The organism is Mesorhizobium sp. ISC11 (genome assembly GCF_037162595.1).
Lineage (GTDB): Bacteria > Pseudomonadota > Alphaproteobacteria > Rhizobiales > Rhizobiaceae > Mesorhizobium > Mesorhizobium ciceri.
This window is the reverse complement of sequence record NZ_JAVSPW010000001.1, coordinates 6,261,119-6,280,353: the sequence shown is the minus strand read 5'-3', so window position 1 is coordinate 6,280,353 and position 19,235 is coordinate 6,261,119. Positions and strand designations below refer to the sequence as shown.

Below are 19,235 nucleotides of genomic sequence, written 5' to 3'. Positions count from 1 at the left end.
CGGATATTGTTCCCGGTCTGGTCTTCAACGCATGTTACGGCGGACTTGCAGTGCCGTCTGTAGTTCTTTTAGCCGCCGAACAGCCTGCCTCTGAGCGCCCTGATCTGCCTTGCTTGCCCGGCACTTCGATAGTCGGCGCATTTCATGTATCGCGGCCCGGGCACGAACACGCGGCGCACGCAAACGCCCTTTCCCTGGGCAGGGGCTCCACCCTCCCCGCCTGGCGAAAACGCGGAAAAGCCGAATGTCGCCACCGGCAAGGGGCCGGTCACTTCGATCCCTTCCCTTGCCAGGATTGCCCGCGCACGCTGGCAGTAGCGGACTGAAAGGGCCGAGAACCGGCTTTCATTGTGCCCGGCGCGATACTTCATGACGGTGGTGCAGAGATCACCCGCGGCGAGCCTGTTGGCCTGTGCAAGATATTTGACCCCCAGCGCGATGTTGGCCGCCGGCGCGCTCAGATCGTCCAGTGAACCTCGAAAGCCGAGCATCCTGGCCGTCGCCGGCATCACCTGCATCAGGCCGACTTCGCCGTCACCGCCTTGCACGTCGGGATCGAAGCCGCTTTCGATCTCCATCACCGCATGCGCCAGCATCGGCTCCAGGCCATAGATCGATGCCTGGCAACTCGCAAATGCCTTGAAAGCCTGCCGGGTCCACTCCGTGGCCGGATCACAGCGCACTGGTTGCTTCAGGCCGGACGAAAGCTGTGGTTTCACGGATGGTCGTTCCAGCCAGTGGGCACTGGCCGGCGTGACCGTTTGGACAAAGCCAAACAACACGATCGCGCCCGCGACCGCCTTCAGGAAGGATCCGTCGGCTGTCATGATGGCCAACAGGCGTCGGTTCGCCTATCCGGTCAGTGCATGTACTCGACCATGCGATCGTGAAAACACTCGCATTTGTTGAGGGTGTCTTCGTCCTTGTAGTTCGTCTTCAGGTAGCCGTAAGCCATGCCGCAGGCGACCTTGGCTTCCGATGCCCAGACGAAGACGGGCCGGGACGAGTTGATCCACTCCGAGCTGTTGGCGGCGGCGACCGACTCGTCCATCAGCTTCACCACCTGTTGCTTCAGATCGACGATGTTGTCGTTCAAGACCAGATTGGACGTGCCGACGACCCGGCAATAATCGCCTGTCGGACCTTCGATGATGTCGGCGGCATACCCCGTCGACCCGACTGCCAGCAACAGCGTCGCAGCGGAAACAAGCAGTCTTGCAGAACGTTTCATGTTGAGCTCCCCTAAATATTAGCGACGTATAACATAATCGCGTGGTTGTGCGCTATGCCGTTAGACCAGGTTTGCCGTTGTCTGATGCTGGGTTATGCCGTCGTCGTAGAGCAGCGTGATCGTGTTGGCCGCGGGGTGGTTCGTGAGTTCCGCCACTTGGACAAAATTGACCGGATCTCCCGATCCGCTCATGTCGACACTCAGCACGCCGGTCCCTGCGTCGTAATTGACGAAGTTGCCGACATTCGCAGGAGTCGAGTCGAACAGCGCTGTCAGGTCGATCTTGTCGCCGTCGCCGCCATTGAAGTCCGTGATCAGATCCTTGATGTCGAGGTTCTCAAGTCTGAACGTGTCGGCGCCCGTCCCGCCGGTGAGCGTGTCACTCCCGGCACCACCGACCAGCAGGTCGTTTCCGGCGCCGCCGATCAAAGTGTCGGCGCCGCCTTCGCCTCTGAGCGTGTCGTTGCCCAATCCGCCGGCTAGGTAATTGGCGCCGGAGTTTCCGTAGAGATAGTCATCGCCGGAACCGCCGATCAAGCCCTCGATGCCAGTCAGCGTATCTCCCGTGGCATCGCCCCCGGTGATGTTGCCATCACTCGGATTGCTGGGGGTGCCATGAACACCGGCGGCGCCACCTGCATCTGTCAAGTTTACCGATATAGCCGCGCTCCCGGTGTAGTCGGCAATATCGGTCCCGGAGCCGCCTATGATCGTATCGATATGAGAGCTTCCGGCAATTACATCGTCGCCAGATGTGCCGGTGAGCGCGTAAGTTCCATCAGCCGCGTTGGCTGTGACGTGCACGCCGAGCGAACTGGTCGTTGTAATGTCGCCGTCACCATCTACTGCCGAAATCGTGAAGGTCAAATTCTGATCGTGCGGCAAAACATTCTGTGTGAGCGAAACACTCGAGAACTGCGCGCCCTGTCCGGGGACGTTGACCGCACTGATCTGCAGCTGGTTGAAGCTGATCGACGGGTCAATCAGAAATGTTCCGGTCGACGTGATGACGATGTCACCGGATACGGAGGTGTTAGTGAGCGTGTTTGTGGCGACCCAATGGTAGGTTCCCCCGGCTCCATTCAACGAATTGACGACCAGATTTACAGAGTCGTTCAGTTCAGCATTGGTGCTTGCGGGATTATCTCCGATGGCTCCAGGGTTATGGAACTCCATTGTGAAGGTCTCATTTGCGCCAACGAAGGTGTTGGCGACTCCGAATCCATTATTATTGGAGTTGATTCCGCCAGGGCTTGAAAATTCGATATGGCCATCGCTGGTTTCGCGCCAATTGGGTCCACCTGCTGGAAGGTTCTGGAGCGAATAGGTGATTGTTGTGCCGGCGTCAGGTGTGACGAGGTTGAAATTGTAGGTCCCGTCCTCGTTAACCGTCAGCGTATAGACTGGCACCGCCGGGTTGCCTCCCGGACCGTCAGAGTCCACGCTCGCAGTTAACGTAGTGCTCGTGTTCCCGAACGCGTCGGTGGTAGTGAGCGACGAATAAACGATGCCCGCGATGGCCGGTCCGGTTATGTTGAAGTGATCAATACCGTCAGCGCCCGAGACAAGGGAGAACAAGCCGTTGACTGACCCAACTTCGTTGGGGATCAAGGCCGGCATAAAGACCCCGAGTGTCGGCACGTCGTCGACAATGTCGACCAGGATGGAGCCGGTGGTGGTGTTGCCGTGGGCGTCGGTCACCGTATAGGTGAAGCTGTCCTTGTCCTGCTCGGTGGTGATGCCATTGTTGGTCGTCGCACCGTCATAGGTCTGGGTCAGCGTGTAGGTGTAGGTGCCGTTGGCGTTGAGCACCAGATTGCCGTAGCTGCCGCTGGCCGGCGAAGTCAGCGTATAGGTGTACGGGCCGGTGCCGCCGGCCGGCGTGATCGCGCCGTTGAAGATCTCGCTGTTGCCGGCTGCGTCGCTGCCCGTCGCAAGGCCCTTCTCGCTGACCAGAGCATCGGTGTCGGATGCCGTCACCGTCACATTGTTGACGGTGATGTCCAGCGTCACCGTCGAGGTGTCGCCGTCGCCGTCGGTGATGGTGTAGACGAAGTGATCGACCGCATTGGTGGTCACCGCGTTGGGGTTGGCCGTGTAGGTGTAGGCGCCGTTGGCGCCCAGGACCAGCGTGCCGTACTGGCCCGCGATCCCGGCTCCGCCGAGATTGCCGCTCACCGGGTTCGACACGTTCGAACCGGTTGCCACGCCCGTCACCGCGCCGCCAGGTGCCGCGCCGTCGGCGCCCAGGACGTCCGCCGTCCCGTCCGTCAGCACGTTGCCCGAGGCCTGCGCGCCTTCCGACACGCTGTTGGTGTCGGCGTGCGCCGTCGGAATGTCGTCGACGATGTCGACCAGGATGGAGCCGGTGGTGGTGTTGCCGTGGGCGTCGGTCACCGTATAGGTGAAGCTGTCCTTGTCCTGCTCGGTGGTGATGCCATTGTTGGTCGTCGCACCGTCATAGGTCTGGGTCAGCGTGTAGGTGTAGGTGCCGTTGGCGTTGAGCACCAGATTGCCGTAGCTGCCGCTGGCCGGCGAGGTCAGCGTATAGGTGTACGGGCCGGTGCCGCCGGCCGGCGTGATCGCGCCGTTGAAGATCTCGCTGTTGCCGGCCGCGTCGCTGCCCGTCGCAAGGCCCTTCTCGCTGACCAGAGCATCGGTGTCGGATGCCGTCACCGTCACATTGTTGACGGTGATGTCCAGCGTCACCGTCGAGGTGTCGCCGTCGCCGTCGGTGATGGTGTAGACGAAGTGATCGACCGCATTGGTGGTCACCGCGTTGGGGTTGGCCGTGTAGGTGTAGGCGCCGTTGGCGCCCAGGACCAGCGTGCCGTACTGGCCCGCGATCCCGGCTCCGCCGAGATTGCCGCTCACCGGGTTCGACACGTTCGAACCGGTTGCCACGCCCGTCACCGCGCCGCCAGGTGCAGCACCGTCGGCGCCCAGAACGTCCGCCGTCCCGTCCGTCAGCACGTTGCCCGAGGCCTGCGCGCCTTCCGACACGCTGTTGGTGTCGGCATGCGCCGTGGGAATGTCGTCGACGATGTCGACCAGGATGGAGCCGGTGGTGGTGTTGCCGTGGGCGTCGGTCACCGTATAGGTGAAGCTGTCCTTGTCCTGCTCGGTGGTGATGCCATTGTTGGTCGTCGCACCGTCATAGGTCTGGGTCAGCGTGTAGGTGTAGGTGCCGTTGGCGTTGAGCACCAGATTGCCGTAGCTGCCGCTGGCCGGCGAAGTCAGCGTATAGGTGTACGGGCCGGTGCCGCCGGCCGGCGTGATCGCGCCGTTGAAGATCTCGCTGTTGCCGGCCGCGTCGCTGCCCGTTGCAAGGCCCTTCTCGCTGACCAGAGCATCGGTGTCGGATGCCGTCACCGTCACATTGTTGACGGTGATGTCCAGCGTCACCGTCGAGGTGTCGCCGTCGCCGTCGGTGATGGTGTAGACGAAGTGATCGACCGCATTGGTGGTCACCGCGTTGGGGTTGGCCGTGTAGGTGTAGGCGCCGTTGGCGCCCAGGACCAGCGTGCCGTACTGGCCCGCGATCCCGGCTCCGCCGAGATTGCCGCTCACCGGGTTCGACACGTTCGAACCGGTTGCCACGCCCGTCACCGCGCCGCCAGGTGCAGCACCGTCGGCGCCCAGAACGTCCGCCGTCCCGTCCGTCAGCACGTTGCCCGAGGCCTGCGCGCCTTCCGACACGCTGTTGGTGTCGGCGTGCGCCGTCGGAATGTCGTCGACGATGTCGACCAGGATGGAGCCGGTGGTGGTGTTGCCGTGGGCGTCGGTCACCGTATAGGTGAAGCTGTCCTTGTCCTGCTCGGTGGTGATGCCATTGTTGGTCGTCGCACCGTCATAGGTCTGGGTCAGCGTGTAGGTGTAGGTGCCGTTGGCGTTGAGCACCAGATTGCCGTAGCTGCCGCTGGCCGGCGAGGTCAGCGTATAGGTGTACGGGCCGGTGCCGCCGGCCGGCGTGATCGCGCCGTTGAAGATCTCGCTGTTGCCGGCCGCGTCGCTGCCCGTTGCAAGGCCCTTCTCGCTGACCAGAGCATCGGTGTCGGATGCCGTCACCGTCACATTGTTGACGGTGATGTCCAGCGTCACCGTCGAGGTGTCGCCGTCGCCGTCGGTGATGGTGTAGACGAAGTGATCGACCGCATTGGTGGTCACCGCGTTGGGGTTGGCCGTGTAGGTGTAGGCGCCGTTGGCGCCCAGGACCAGCGTGCCGTACTGGCCCGCGATCCCGGCTCCGCCGAGATTGCCGCTCACCGGGTTCGACACGTTCGAACCGGTTGCCACGCCCGTCACCGCGCCGCCAGGTGCAGCACCGTCGGCGCCCAGAACGTCCGCCGTCCCGTCCGTCAGCACGTTGCCCGAGGCCTGCGCGCCTTCCGACACGCTGTTGGTGTCGGCGTGCGCCGTCGGAATGTCGTCGACGATGTCGACCAGGATGGAGCCGGTGGTGGTGTTGCCGTGGGCGTCGGTCACCGTATAGGTGAAGCTGTCCTTGTCCTGCTCGGTGGTGATGCCATTGTTGGTCGTCGCACCGTCATAGGTCTGGGTCAGCGTGTAGGTGTAGGTGCCGTTGGCGTTGAGCACCAGATTGCCGTAGCTGCCGCTGGCCGGCGAAGTCAGCGTATAGGTGTACGGGCCGGTGCCGCCGGCCGGCGTGATCGCGCCGTTGAAGATCTCGCTGTTGCCGGCTGCGTCGCTGCCCGTCGCAAGGCCCTTCTCGCTGACCAGAGCATCGGTGTCGGATGCCGTCACCGTCACATTGTTGACGGTGATGTCCAGCGTCACCGTCGAGGTGTCGCCGTCGCCGTCGGTGATGGTGTAGACGAAGTGATCGACCGCATTGGTGGTCACCGCGTTGGGGTTGGCCGTGTAGGTGTAGGCGCCGTTGGCGCCCAGGACCAGCGTGCCGTACTGGCCCGCGATCCCGGCTCCGCCGAGATTGCCGCTCACCGGGTTCGACACGTTCGAACCGGTTGCCACGCCCGTCACCGCGCCGCCAGGTGCCGCGCCGTCGGCGCCCAGGACGTCCGCCGTCCCGTCCGTCAGCACGTTGCCCGAGGCCTGCGCGCCTTCCGACACGCTGTTGGTGTCGGCATGCGCCGTGGGAATGTCGTCGACGATGTCGACCAGGATGGAGCCGGTGGTGGTGTTGCCGTGGGCGTCGGTCACCGTATAGGTGAAGCTGTCCTTGTCCTGCTCGGTGGTGATGCCATTGTTGGTCGTCGCACCGTCATAGGTCTGGGTCAGCGTGTAGGTGTAGGTGCCGTTGGCGTTGAGCACCAGATTGCCGTAGCTGCCGCTGGCCGGCGAGGTCAGCGTATAGGTGTACGGGCCGGTGCCGCCGGCCGGCGTGATCGCGCCGTTGAAGATCTCGCTGTTGCCGGCCGCGTCGCTGCCCGTTGCAAGGCCCTTCTCGCTGACCAGAGCATCGGTGTCGGATGCCGTCACCGTCACATTGTTGACGGTGATGTCCAGCGTCACCGTCGAGGTGTCGCCGTCGCCGTCGGTGATGGTGTAGACGAAGTGATCGACCGCATTGGTGGTCACCGCGTTGGGGTTGGCCGTGTAGGTGTAGGCGCCGTTGGCGCCCAGGACCAGCGTGCCGTACTGGCCCGCGATCCCGGCTCCGCCGAGATTGCCGCTCACCGGGTTCGACACGTTCGAACCGGTTGCCACGCCCGTCACCGCGCCGCCAGGTGCAGCACCGTCGGCGCCCAGAACGTCCGCCGTCCCGTCCGTCAGCACGTTGCCCCCGACCGACGCGCCTTCCGACACGCTGTTGGTGTCGGCATGCGCCGTCGGCACGTCGTCGACGATGTCGATGACGATGGCTGCCGGGGCCGACGACGAGGTGCCGTCAGAGACGGTGAGCGAGAAGCTGTCGGTCTCGGTGACTGCCGGAACGTCCGTCGTCGTGCTGGTCAGTGTGTACTGATAGGCCGCAACACCGGTTGCCGGGTTGTAGCCGGTGATCAGCAGCGTGCCGTGGTCGCCCTGGAAGGCCGAACCGTTGAGGCTGCCAATGGCAACCGTGACGCCGCCGATGGTGACGCTCTGCACGTCGTCGAGCCCGTCGGCGTCCGACACCGTGAAGGTGCCTGTTGCAACCGTGCTGCCGTCGCCGGCCGCCGAACCCGCCGCCAGACCTGCTTCATAGACCTGGTCATGCGCGCCGGCCGGATTGCCCTGGTCGACGACGATCTGCGGCACGTCGTTGGTGCCGTTGATGGTGATGGTCAGCGTTGCCGCATCGGTGTCGCCGTCGGCATCCTTCATCGTGTAGTTGAAGGTCTCGGTCAGCGTCTGGCCGGCGTCCAGCGCCTGCACCGCCGGATCGGCGTTGTTGAGCGTATAGGTGTAGGTGCCGTCGGGATTGGCCACGAAGGTGCCGTGCGCGCCCGTCGTCGAGCCATCCCAGCTGACGAAGCTCGTCGGCGTGTCGGCGCCCGGCTGGTTGTTGGCATGCAGGTCGTTGGTCAGCACATTGCCGTTGACCGGCGAAAGCGCGTCCTCGCTGATGCTGTTGGTGTCGTTGACCGCATTGGGCACGTCGTCGACGATGTCGATGACGATGGCTGCCGGAGCCGACGACGAGGTGCCGTCAGAGACGGTGAGCGAGAAGCTGTCGGTCTCGGTGACTGCCGGAACGTCCGTGGTCGGGCTGGTCAGCGTGTACTGATAGGCAGCAACGCCGGTTGCCGGGTTGTAGCCGGTGATCAGCAGCGTGCCGTGGTCGCCCTGGAAGACCGAACCGTTAAGGCTGCCAATGGCAACCGTGACGCCGCCGATGGTGACGCTCTGCACGTCGTCGAGCCCGTCGGCGTCCGACACCGTGAAGGTGCCTGTCGCAACCGTGCTGCCGTCGCCGGCCGCCGAACCCGCCGCCAGACCTGCTTCATAGACCTGGTCATGCGCGCCGGCCGGATTGCCCTGGTCGACGACGACCTGTGGCACGTCGTTGGTGCCGTTGATGGTGATCTCGACCGTTGTCGTCGAGGTGTCGCCGTCGCCATCGGTCAGCGTATACGTGAACGTGTCCGTCAGATGCTGGCCGGTGGTCAGCGCCTGGACCGCCGCAGCGCCGTTGTTCAGCGTGTAGCTGTAGTGGCCGTCCGCATCGATCGTGATCGAACCGTAACTGCCCGCCACGGCCGACCCGACATGGCCCGAGGCCGATGTAACCGTGCCTGCCTCGACGCCCGTTACCGTCGCCCCGTCCGCGCCCTTAACGTCGGCGACGCCGTCCGTCACATTCGCGTCCGCGCCGCCGCTGGCCGTGATCACGTTGCCGTCCGCGACCGTCGCGCCGTCTTCCGTCACGCTGTCCGTATCGGCAACCGCTGTCGGCACGTCGTCGACAATGGCGACGGCAAAGGTGGTGCTGGCCGAATCGCCGTCGACGTCCGTGACAGTGATGCTGAAATTGTCCGGAACCGTGTCGTTGGGATCGAACCCGTTCGTGTGCTCGGGATGAGTGACCGATTCGGTCACCGTGTAATTGTATTGGATAGCACCCGTGCTCGGATTGTAGGAGACGATCTCCAAATAGCCGAACTGGCCCGGGATCTGCTGGCCGACGCCGGTGACGGCGACACCGTTGATAACGATCGACCCGATTCCATCCGGTGCGTCGATGCTGATCGTTCCGATGCCTGAGGTTTCGGAATTGCTTGGCGCGTCGCTGCCGGGCGATTGTGTCTGGTTGCCATCGAGGCCAGTTTCACTGGCCGCTTCGGTCGGGGCAAGCAGTGACGTGGCCACCACTGAAACCGGCCTGTCGACGATGGACGGGAACAGTTCGCGGCGATCCAGAAGCCCAAACTGCAAGGCGGTCGGCGGCAGCAATGCCGACAGGTCGAACCCGTCGCCGATGCCGCCGGGGGGAACCGAGAAATCTCCGCCCGCGCTTGAATTCGAACCACCAGGACCAGCCGACATGGAACCGTCGGCGCCGAAGGCGACATCGACATGGCTGGCTTCCAGCGCCGCCAGCAGCGCAACGCGCGGCACCTCGACGTCGCCGATGATGAAGGTCGGCACGTTCAGGGCGCCATCCTTGATCACGATCACCGAGCCGTCGGCCTGCTCGAGCACAAGGTTTTGGCCGTCGACCTTGATGTTGTCGATGGAAGCGTTGGCCGGAAGCCTTACCACGTGGCTGGCGTCGGCTACATATTCGTGCTGCGCAGCTGCCGGCAGCGTCTTCGCTTCCGCGGGGGCTTCCGGCTTGACGGGCGCTCCGCCGCCGACATCGACCGGCACCGGTTCGGACGCTGCCGGTGCGGCCTGCTGCGTCGAATTTGCCTGTGCGACCCGGATCTCCGCCGGCGATGTCTGATCGCCGTGTTCACTGGACGCGGAATGCTCGTTCAAGGAACCCGAAAAGCTGTCCAACTCGATATTGTTCGTCATGGCTGAAACCCCTCCGATATTTACCGGATAGAGACAGCGGCCATTTCTACTTTGCAACTGCCCCCTAATCTATTTCATATATTATGATATGCATTGCTCGGCATTTTTTACACGTGGTAAACCGCGACAATATAACCTGATATATGCTGGCTCCCAGAGGCTTCCCTGACGGAGTACTGGCCGGGATTTTTTGGTAAATCAAAGTATAAAATTGAATAGAATTTTAAATAAAATAGATGAAGACAGTTGCTGGATATTTATCCACCTTCCTTTCCAATAATTTGAGACAAGATTGGTAGCGTCCACAGTCAAAGGTGGGCGTTATGAAAAAGCAAAAATCGGTTCCGGGAAAAACCGGGCTCCAGATGCTCCTGCTGGCAATCGGGCTTGTCGGCCTGGCGGGGCCGTCATTCGCCAGCGATATCCCCGCACCCGGCAGGCCTCAGGAGAAGGTCCAGACGCCGCCCTGTCTCGGCGGTGTTTCACTGACGAGGCCCCAGCCCTGGCAGCCTGCGGACGCTTACCGGATCGGCATGGTCACCGGCAGCTATGGCCCGGATGTCGGCCGCGGGGACGGCTCGTCAACGGCGCGAGATGACGCCGGGATAGATCCGGTGCAGACCGCGTCGATTATTCCAGGGGTCTTCGGATCGGTTGCCTTGTCCATGCGCAATTTTCCCGTCGCGGCGCGCTGGGCGCCTGTCTACCGGGCAATCACCGCCTGCTCGGCAGGCAGCCCCTGCGAGCACAAGAGCACGGCTTTTGCCGGCATGATCGCCGCCGCTCAAGGCAAGGGATTCAGCGAGAAGCTGTCCTTCGTCAACAGCAGCGTCAATCGCCTGATCGCCTACAGGAAAGACAGCCTCGTCTACGGCAAGCTCGACTATTGGGCGAAGCCTTCGGAGATTCTCGAGCGGCGAGCCGGCGATTGCGAGGATTTTGCCATCCTCAAGATGACGGCCCTGCTGAGGGCCGGCATTCCGACGCAAAGCATGGCGCTTGTCGTCCTCCAGGATCGCAAGAGAGGCTTCTTTCACGCAGTGCTGTCGGTGAGCACAGGCAGCGGCACCTTCATTCTCGACAGCCTCAGCAACACCGTTATGCGTGACAGCGATCTCCCGGATTACGTCCCGCTCTATTCGTTCAGCACCGACCGGGCCTGGATCCACGGTTCAAGACCGGGCGGCGCCCAGATGGCCGACATCAAGGGCGGTTTCGCAACCGTCGCACCCGGCGAAGGTTTTCAGCCATAGGGTTTCGGCCAGTCCAAGCCATAGGTTCTCGCCAAGGACTGGCGGGCATTCAGCCGCCGAAGACGAACGCCATCAGCAGCTCCGGCTCGAGCACCGGAGCCCGCACCGCATTCAATTGCCCCCGGTAACGACGGTCACCCGCGCCGATGACAAAACCGGTGGCCACCGGCGATTCGCCATTGGCGTCGAGCCGCGTGAAGATGTCGGCCACATTGAGATCCAGCGCCAGCTTGAGGTCGTGCCGTGCGTCATCGCTTGGGGCGATCGGCAATTGGCGCTTGACCAGTTGCTGGAACGGCGCGTTGAACGACAGTATCTTCTTCGAAGAAGCCAGGGCAAAGGCCGGAGACGGGCACGCGACCAGTATGGCGTTGATGGTGTTGATCGATGCAAGCCTTCGCAAGGTCAGGTTTTCGTCCCCCAACCCACGCATGCAGGCCACCCGGATCGCGGATGTCAGATTGCCTGTCTGGGCCTGGCTTTCGGCGATCTCGTCGATGAGCATTCCGATCGTGCACTTCCTGCTTTCGGCCATCTGCTTCAGCGACATCCAGAATGCCCGCTCCAGACGAATGCCGCGCCGTATGCCGCCTCGCGCCACGACCCGAAACTCCAGCCCGAAATCCTCGGCGGCGACTGGCGCAAGCAGCCGCTCGCGATCGGAATGATGAGGGCTGGCGCTACCGCTCACTCATCGCCTCCTCACGCGCCTTGTTGATCGGCTTCAGGAGGTAGTGCAGGATCGTCTTGCGCCCGGTCTTGATGTCGACCGAGCAGATCATTCCGGGGATGATCGAATAGGCCTTGCCGTCTCTTTGAAGCGTCGATTTGTCCGTCGCCACGCGCACCTGATAATAGGGCTCCCCCGTTTTCTGATCGACCAGGCTGTCGGCTGTGATGTTGGAGACCTTGCCCTCGATGCCGCCGAAGATCGAGAAATCATAGGCGGTGACCTTGATAAGGGCTTCCTGGTCGGGCCGGATGAAGGCGACATCCCGCGGCGAGACCCGTGCCTCCACCAGCAACGTTTCGGAGGTTGGCACGATGCCGGCCACGACGGCGCCAGGCTGGACGAAGGCGCCGACCGTGTTCAGTTCCAGCGTGTTGACGATGCCGTCCACGGGAGACCGGATATCGGTGCGCGCGACCTTGTCGGTGGCTCCCCTTATGGTCTCATCCACCACCGAAAGGTCCGCCAGCGCCTGGGTAAGGTCGTCCAGCGCCTCCTGCTGCAGTTGCAGGCCGAGTTCCTCGACCTGAAGCTGAGCTTCCGTGATCGACGATTTGATCTTCTTTATCGTTTCGCCGGCAAGGTTCAGCTGGCCGTTGAGTTCGGTCTGCTCGCGCTCTACCCGGAGCTGCTCGGTCCTTGCCATCAGGCCTTTCTTGACCATCGCGTCGACGAGTTTTGCCTCCTGGTCGCTGACGACCAGGTTCTTAGAAAGACGATCGGAATTGGCCTCCGCCTCGGCAAGTTCCTTCTCGCGCTGATCGAGGCGTGACTTGAGCACGGACAGCTTGTTGTCGAAGTTCCCGCGCCGGGCGATGAGCAGCTTCTGTTCATTGTCGCAGATTTGCGGAGCGACCGACTGGATGTCCTGCGGGCACGGAAATGGGCCCGAGAGATTGCCGGCCTGTTCGTATTTCAGCCTCGCTATGCGAACTTCGAGCGCGCGCGCCTTGGCCTGCTGCTCGCCGAGGCTGGACGTGTTGAGCGTGTTGTCCAGGCGGATGATGAGATCGTTCTTCTTGACGACCTGGCCGATCGTCACGGCGATTTCCTGAACCACACCGGCCTCGCTCGCCTGGATGATCTGGGTCTTGGAAGCAGGTATGACCTTGCCGTCGCCGCGTGCGATCTCATCGACTTCGGCAAAGGACGCCCAGGCGACAAAAACGACGAAGAGCGCTCCGATGATGAATATGGACGCCGACGCAAACAGCGGCGGTCGATCTTCCCTGGCAAGCATTTCCCACGCCCCAACGCATTGGATGCAGCAATAATTGTTTTGTCAGGCGCTTGTTTTCTGCAACGCCTGTATGACTTGGTCCTTCGGTCCGTCGGCAACGATTTTGCCCTGTTCGATAACGATCAGGCGGTCGGCCAGTTCAAGCATGCTGAACCGATGTGTGGAGACGATCAGCGTGGTGTCGCGGTCAAAGGCGACTTTGAGCTGCTTGATCAACTGGCGTTCGGAAGCAAGATCCATCGAGCCCGACGGCTCGTCCAGAAAGACGATTTTCGGTTTGGTCAGCAGCAGGCGCGCGATCGCCACCGTCTGCCTTTGGCCGCCCGAAAGATTGGTGCCGCGCTCGCCGACATTCATGTCGTAGCCGCGCGGGTGGCGTGAAACGAAATCATCGACGCCGGCAGCCTTTGCCGCTTCGATGATCTGTTCGTCTGTAGCCTCGGGGCATGCCATCAGGAGGTTCTCCTTGATGGTGCCCGAGAACAGGTCGCCGGCCTGCGCAACGATGCCGACCGCGGCGCGAACCTCGGACGGGTGATACTGGCGAATGTCGATCCCATCCAGCAGCAACTCACCGGAAGTCGGCAGGAAGAGCCGGCCGACCAGCCGACCCATCGTCGTCTTTCCCGATCCTATGCGGCCGATGATGCCGATCCGCTCACCCGGCTTGACCGAGAAATTCAGGCCGGTCAAAACTTCGTTTTCCGAGCCTGGATAGACAAACCCGACATTCCTGAACACCATCGCCCCCTTGCGGATGGGGCGGTTGACGAAGCCCACCGTGTCGGGTCGATCTTCTGGTTGAGCCATGATCGAATTCACCATCCTCAGCGAGAGCATGGCCTGGCGGAACCGGGACAACGTTATGGCGATCTGGCCGAGCGGCGCCACGGCCCTGCTCGCCAGCATCACCGTTCCTATGATTGCTCCTGTCGAAACATGCCCTTCTGAGAAGGCATAGGCGCCGGCCACGACCAGGGCGACGGTCACCAGCTGCTGTATGGACTGGGTGATGTTGCCCGCTGCCGCCGAAAGCTGCTTGATTTTCTCGGACGTGTTGGCGGCGTTCTTGGAGTGCTCGCCCCATTTCCGCAGCAGATACGCCTCGGCGCGCAGCGACTTGATGGTCTCCAGCGTCGAGATCGATTCGACCAGCAGGGCCTGGCGCTGCGATGCTTCGTTCATCGAGGCTGCGACGCGCTTGCCGATGCGGCGCTGGGTGACCAGGCCGACGATGACGGACATCACGAAGGCCAGCGCCGGTATGATCACCAGCCAGCCGCCTATTGCATAGATCACAAGGAGAAAGACGAAGACGAATGCCGTGTCGATGAACACGCTTATGGTGTTGGAGGTGAAGAACTCCCTGACGAACTCATATTGCGTGACCCTGTTTGCGTATTCACCGGTCGAGCCGGGGCGCGCCGAAAGCGACGAGTTCAGCACTTTTTCGAACAGCAGATAGGATATCCGCAGATCCGCCTTGCGCCCGGCATAGTCGATGAGGGAAGCCCTGGCCGTCTTCAAAAGCAGGTCGAACAGGATGACCGCACCGATGCCGAGAGCCAGGACCCACAGTGTCGATATCGCCTTGTTCGGCAGGATCCTGTCGTAGACGTTCATGGTGAAGATCGGCGAGGCTATGGCCAGCAGATTGATGAACACCGCCGCCAGGACGACTTTCGAGTAGGTGCGCCAGAAAGCGCCCATCGTCCCTGTAAGCCAATGTCTTCGCTCGATCCTGGCCGCCGAGCCGACCGACATGGTCTCGGCGGCATTGGCATAGGTGATCGAAAAGGAAGCGCCGCCGCTGATGTAGCTGGCAGCCAGTTCCGACCGGCCGATCGTGGTGCGGCCGTCTTCCTGGGGCGCGGTGATATACGCATCGCCTTCGCCTAGAGCCAGCAGGGCGACGGGCAATTGGCTGACGCGAAAGACGATGGCCGGCAGGTCGATACGCCCCCTGAGAAAATCGCGATGATTGAACTCGGTGACTTCCAGGCCGATGCGTTCGGCAAGGTGCCTGATGTCGTCGGCCGCAATTCGCGTGTCCGAGAGCGGCACGCCGGCAAACAGCACGGTCTCCGCGCTCGGCCTGCCGAGATATCCGGCAACGGCCGAGAAGCAGGCCTTGAACGCCTCCTTCGGGGAGAGGATGTTGGGTTGCTGGTTCACGATCTGCCCGTCAGGACGCTCGCTGGACCTTGTGCTGTCCTATTTCTTCCTCACCGGAGCGAGAATATCGAATGGCAAGTCGTTCTTCTGCTCCGATGGCGTCCGCGCATAGGTTTCTGTGTCCGCGGTTTCCGGTGCTGCGAACTCGGTGCGTGCATAGGCCGTCGCTTGCTTTGCCGGCTCGAGATTCATCGTTTTCAGCAACTGTCCGGTCGCGGCCAGGAGCCGGTACTGGGCAAACAGCGATGCGTAGGAAGCGGTATCCGCCAGCGTTGCCGTGTTGAACCGTGTATTCTGCGCATCGAGCACGTCGAGCAGCGAGCGCTGTCCGACCTTGAACTGCTCGCGATAGGAAGCAACCAGCTTCTCATTGGCAGCGGCTTGTTGCCTCAGGGTCTTTGCCAGATCGGCTTGCCGGAAACGGCGATCCCATGAGGTGCGAACGGCTTCCTCGATTTCGCGCTGGACCTGATGCAGCGCGAGACGCTGTTCACTGGTGCGGCGGATCTGCTCCTGCTCGTTGGCCTTGTCGATGCCACCGCGGTAGAGGTTCCAGCGCAGGACCACGCGCGCCTGCAGGTCGGTGGTGTCGCCATCGTCGCCGTCAATGTCGGTTCCTGCCCGGGCCCGACCTTCAGCGATGATGGAGGGGCCAAATTTTGCCCGCGCAGCGTCCACGAGGGAGGCCGCCGCGTCGATGTCGCTGTTGGCCATGTGTACGCGCGGATTGCTTTCCCGCGCCAACCCTATCGCGTCGTCGAGCGAGCGCGGGAGTGCGGCCGAAACATCGCCGGGCCTCGAAGGGCTGGTCAGTGGCTTTCCGACGGTTTTGAAGAAGCGGATCTTGGCCGCTTCCAGTTCCTCGGTCGCCTCCTGCATGCGCGCCTTGGCGGCGAACAGCCGTTCCTCGGCCTGTTGCCGGTCGGCCTCGTTCAGCGCGCCGCCCGAGATGCCTTGCCGGATGTCGCCGAGAATTGCCTGGTGGAAGCCGAGATTCTTCTTCGCTTCGGCAACGATCGAGGCCTGCAGCATGTATTCCAGATAGTCCTGGACAACGGACAACCCGATGAATTCGGACCGTTCCAGAACGCGGAACGAAGCGCCGTCGACGCGCGATGCCTGACGGTTCAATTCGGCCCGCCTTCCGCCGCTGTCATAAAGCGTCTGCGAAACGGTAAGATCCGTTTCAGCCGGATAGAGCGCATCGCCTTCGATGGAAAGAGAGCGCCGGGACGGATTGTCGAGCCGGCGAACGCCAGCCGATGCCTCGACATCGACACTGGGAAGATAAAGGCCCTTGGCCTGCCGCAACTCGAACTCGATGGCTTCGCGATTTTCGATCGCCTGTCCAATCTCGGGATTGGACTCCACAGCGACAGCCATCGCCTCCTTGAGCGTGAGCGCGTGAGCACTGCCGCAGGTCAGCATGGTGGCCGCCATCAAAAGACCAAGGCGCCTGCCTATGGTCGACATGTTTGTCGTATTCATTAATCCCACCCTAACGTTTCCCCAGCGTCCTTTTCAGAGCGCTAACCAAGCCAAGGCCTGCCCGTCGGTGGATTATTCACAGATTCACGAAATATGTGAGCGATTATTGATTTAGAGATCGCTAAATAGCCTTTTTGGGCAACAAGGCTGCGAGATGTAGCAAAAATAGCACATAACGTCGGCTCGCTGCGGTTGTATCCGGACGCCGCATTCAGTGGGAAAGCACAAAAAACGGCAGGCCAGTGGGCCGGTATGGCCAGAATCATGGCCGGTTCGGATAGCGGCTGTCGATGATCCAACCTGAAGTTGAGCCCTTTTCAGGCACGCCCCTTTGGATGCCGCGCCCAAAAATACTCCATCGCGGCGGCCGGCGTACGCTTCATGTGGCTCACTGCGGCCAAAAGCTGGTCAGCGCGCACCCTAATTTGCGCTCAACGCCACCATGCGGTCGAGCGCCGCGGTCAGGCCGCGAAGCGACACAGGGAAGCTCAGCGGGGTCTCGGCGTCCGTCGTGACATTGAGCTTCAGCACCGAGCCTCCCCTCAGCTTTCCAAGCGTCGGCCGATCGACCGTAAAGACGGAGACGCAACCCGTCGGCAGGCAGGTCCTGAAGCGCTGCGCGGACAGCGGCGGTTGATCGTCGATCTGCAGCGTCACGCCCGGATCAAGGAGGATGCCGAAGGGCAGAAGCAGGGTAGCCGTCGTCGAACCGTCCGGGCGTGCCGCGATCTCCATGGCAAGAAGCCTCTGCCCGTTCTGCTGGACCTGGTCTTGCGCAAGCGAGCACACTCTCGCCTTTTCCCGTACCGAACAGGTCACGCTCCAGTCCTGATAGACCTCACGCAGCGATGAGGGTCCATCCGGGACAGCCGCCACCTGTTGCTGGGCAGACGCCGGCGACACCAATGAGAATAGAATTGCTCCACATGCGGAGACGGCCTTCGGGCCAAGCTTCATGTGCAGACCCATTCGCGGATCTTGCATTTCTCTCCCGTCGCCTCGCAGGCCTGCAAAGCGAGATCCTCCGCTTCCCGACGGGTCTCGGCCGAGTTCACGCCCCAGGGCGTGAAACGGTTCTCCACTTTGTCTGCCACGGCAAGCGCACCGCAGTGCTTGTAGGGAAAGCCGGTCTCGTCGTCATCATTCCAATGGCGATGGTTGCGGAAGACGGTGACGACGTTGCAGGCCTTTCCGCCTGCGTTCTCGCAATATTTCTGTGCGATGTCCTTCGCTTCCTGCCGCTTGTCGGCGCCCCAGAAGAAGCCGTATTTGCTATCGGCCTGCGAATAGGCAATGGCCGCCCATATACCCTTTTCCTCCTGTTGCGGTTCCGATGGGGCCACAAGGTCGGCTGAGACGACTTGTCCGCTCCACAACAAGGTCAAGCCCAAAACTGCCAAAGCCTGCAATCTCATGGTCGGCATCCTTTCCTTGACCTCACTCGCTTCGCGTCCTACTTCGCCGCCGAAGCAAGGGAGATCACCACACAGCTTTTGCCCGTCGGCAGGAGAAGCGCTTCACCGGCATTGCCGCCGAGCTCGTAGACCTCGACCTGCCCGAGATGGTCGGTGATCTTGCTGCCCTGCGGCAGGATGGATGGGATGTCGGCGCACGGGCTGGCGAATGGCGCCACCCGCACCATCGCCCCTTCGCAACCCGTGGCGGTGGGCGATGCGAAGACGATGCCGGCGGCCGGTCCGCTATAGCGTTCCGACGCATAGTCCATGCCGACAAAGGCCTGGATGGCGTGCTTGTCGGCGGCCTGGTCGTTCCACAGGGATTTGACGCTGTATTTCGTGCCGGTCGTCAGGATCTGTCCGAGCACTGGATAGACGGTCGAGCAGGCCTGCACACCGGCCTGCTTGACATGCTCGAGGAAGGGCGTGTCCGGAAGCACGGGGGCCGCCGCTGTTGCTGCAGGTGCGGCCGTCGCGCCGCCGACCAGATTGGCGACCGCGGCGTAATTCCCGGCGGCGAAGCCAAGCCCCGCCACGACCAATCCCAGCAGTGAATATCCGGCCGCGCGTGGCCAGCGCCTTGGGGGCTCGGCCCGCCTCTGCCGATCCGCCTCGACGCTCGGAGTGCGTTTGGCGGACGTGAACTGGTCCTGCTGGCTCATGGTGGCGCCTCGGTTATTTGAGTGGTGAAAGGGCGTCTGACAGCCCCTTGAGCGTTGCGGTAACGGTGATCGTCTGCCCGTCGACCGTCGAGTAGGAGATCGCCGGCGTCGCGTTCTGCGATATCTGCCGGCGCATGACGGGGCCGACCGGCAACATGCCGACACAGACCATTTCGTTGCAGCCGTTCAGCTGCACGTCGATCGGCTGCTTCTGTCCATCGAATTTCACGGACACAAGGCCATCGCTCCTGGCGTTCGGGGCGGTGCGCAGGATCATGTACGGCTTGCCGTCCTGGGTGGCGGCAAGCGACCAGCTGAAGGCCATCTTGCCGGACGCGTCCTCGATGATCTGCGAGACGTTGCAGACCTTCTTGCGGGCTTTGAGGTTCTCGTCGCAGATCAGCGTCCAGTTGTCGAATGGGCGTATGGTGCGCTGGTAGTCTCCGAGCTTCACCTCGGGCGGGAGCACCACGTCCGAAGGCTTGATCCTGTAGGTCGACGCAACCTGCCCGGCGGCCGGCACGAGGCCGCCGCAAAGCGCCAGGCAGGTCAGGGCAACAAGTCCTTTCATCCCT

General features: G+C 62.4%; 12 protein-coding genes. 1 reads left to right on the top strand and 11 read right to left on the bottom strand.

The genetic code is table 11. From position 1 onward, the window contains the following. Positions 1–68 precede the first annotated feature (68 nt). The 3 genes from RPF88_RS30300 to RPF88_RS30290 are packed head-to-tail and all read right to left on the bottom strand — an operon-like array spanning position 69 to position 9,655. A complete protein-coding gene (locus RPF88_RS30300; protein ID WP_337123924.1) occupies positions 69–827 on the bottom strand; it encodes a lytic transglycosylase domain-containing protein in 759 nt (252 codons plus the stop codon). Between the two features lie 32 nt (positions 828–859). Then, positions 860–1,231 carry a hypothetical protein gene (locus tag RPF88_RS30295; protein WP_027163714.1) on the bottom strand — a complete coding sequence of 124 codons (372 nt, stop codon included), beginning with the start codon at positions 1,229–1,231 and terminating at the stop codon, positions 860–862. Positions 1,232–1,291: 60 nt separating this feature from the next. After that, entirely contained in the window at positions 1,292–9,655 is an 8,364-nt protein-coding gene (locus tag RPF88_RS30290) for a VCBS domain-containing protein (protein WP_337123775.1), read from the bottom strand. A 323-nt stretch (positions 9,656–9,978) separates the two neighbouring features. Between RPF88_RS30290 and RPF88_RS30285 the strand changes: the two genes are divergently transcribed. Then, positions 9,979–10,908, top strand: a complete 930-nt coding sequence (locus RPF88_RS30285; protein WP_064995657.1) for a transglutaminase-like cysteine peptidase — start codon at positions 9,979–9,981, stop codon at positions 10,906–10,908. A gap of 49 nt (positions 10,909–10,957) precedes the next feature. Here RPF88_RS30285 and RPF88_RS30280 read toward each other — a convergent pair whose 3' ends face one another. The 8 genes from RPF88_RS30280 to RPF88_RS30245 all read right to left on the bottom strand — a co-directional run bounded on the left by RPF88_RS30280 (position 10,958) and on the right by RPF88_RS30245 (position 19,231). After that, entirely contained in the window at positions 10,958–11,599 is a 642-nt protein-coding gene (locus RPF88_RS30280; protein WP_024502654.1) for a ribbon-helix-helix domain-containing protein, read from the bottom strand. Beyond that, entirely contained in the window at positions 11,589–12,878 is a 1,290-nt protein-coding gene (locus RPF88_RS30275; protein WP_013529846.1) for an HlyD family type I secretion periplasmic adaptor subunit, read from the bottom strand. The genes RPF88_RS30280 and RPF88_RS30275 overlap by 11 nt, the downstream gene beginning before the upstream one ends. Positions 12,879–12,920: 42 nt before the next feature. Continuing rightward, positions 12,921–15,053, bottom strand: coding sequence for a type I secretion system permease/ATPase (locus RPF88_RS30270; protein ID WP_013529845.1), 2,133 nt, complete (start codon positions 15,051–15,053; stop codon positions 12,921–12,923). Positions 15,054–15,092: 39 nt separating this feature from the next. After that, positions 15,093–16,541 (bottom strand): TolC family protein, encoded by a 1,449-nt coding sequence (locus RPF88_RS30265; protein ID WP_013529844.1) that lies wholly within the window; start codon positions 16,539–16,541, stop codon positions 15,093–15,095. A gap of 420 nt (positions 16,542–16,961) precedes the next feature. Beyond that, positions 16,962–17,510: an invasion associated locus B family protein gene (locus tag RPF88_RS30260; RefSeq protein WP_337123774.1), complete on the bottom strand. Its 549-nt coding sequence runs from the start codon at positions 17,508–17,510 to the stop codon at positions 16,962–16,964. Continuing rightward, positions 17,495–17,956: a DUF4189 domain-containing protein gene (locus RPF88_RS30255; protein WP_013529842.1), complete on the bottom strand. Its 462-nt coding sequence runs from the start codon at positions 17,954–17,956 to the stop codon at positions 17,495–17,497. Before RPF88_RS30255 ends, RPF88_RS30260 begins: the two co-directional genes overlap by 16 nt. 38 nt (positions 17,957–17,994) lie before the next feature. Continuing rightward, entirely contained in the window at positions 17,995–18,660 is a 666-nt protein-coding gene (locus tag RPF88_RS30250; protein ID WP_013529841.1) for a hypothetical protein, read from the bottom strand. Between the two features lie 13 nt (positions 18,661–18,673). Next, the gene (locus RPF88_RS30245) at positions 18,674–19,231 is read right to left on the bottom strand and encodes an invasion associated locus B family protein (RefSeq protein ID WP_013529840.1); all 558 of its coding nucleotides are present in this window, start codon (positions 19,229–19,231) and stop codon (positions 18,674–18,676) included. Positions 19,232–19,235 lie beyond the last annotated feature (4 nt).

Excerpts from the sequence above, each read along its gene's own strand:
- RPF88_RS30300 (WP_337123924.1), bottom strand. The coding sequence starts at position 827 with ATGACAGCCGACGGATCCTTCCTGAAGGCGGTCGCGGGCGCGATCGTG.
- RPF88_RS30295 (WP_027163714.1), bottom strand. The coding sequence starts at position 1,231 with ATGAAACGTTCTGCAAGACTGCTTGTTTCCGCTGCGACGCTGTTGCTG.
- RPF88_RS30290 (WP_337123775.1), bottom strand. The coding sequence starts at position 9,655 with ATGACGAACAATATCGAGTTGGACAGCTTTTCGGGTTCCTTGAACGAG.
- RPF88_RS30285 (WP_064995657.1), top strand. The coding sequence starts at position 9,979 with ATGAAAAAGCAAAAATCGGTTCCGGGAAAAACCGGGCTCCAGATGCTC.
- RPF88_RS30275 (WP_013529846.1), bottom strand. The coding sequence starts at position 12,878 with ATGCTTGCCAGGGAAGATCGACCGCCGCTGTTTGCGTCGGCGTCCATA.
- RPF88_RS30265 (WP_013529844.1), bottom strand. The coding sequence starts at position 16,541 with ATGAATACGACAAACATGTCGACCATAGGCAGGCGCCTTGGTCTTTTG.
- RPF88_RS30260 (WP_337123774.1), bottom strand. The coding sequence starts at position 17,510 with ATGGGTCTGCACATGAAGCTTGGCCCGAAGGCCGTCTCCGCATGTGGA.
- RPF88_RS30255 (WP_013529842.1), bottom strand. The coding sequence starts at position 17,956 with ATGAGATTGCAGGCTTTGGCAGTTTTGGGCTTGACCTTGTTGTGGAGC.
- RPF88_RS30250 (WP_013529841.1), bottom strand. The coding sequence starts at position 18,660 with ATGAGCCAGCAGGACCAGTTCACGTCCGCCAAACGCACTCCGAGCGTC.
- RPF88_RS30245 (WP_013529840.1), bottom strand. The coding sequence starts at position 19,231 with ATGAAAGGACTTGTTGCCCTGACCTGCCTGGCGCTTTGCGGCGGCCTC.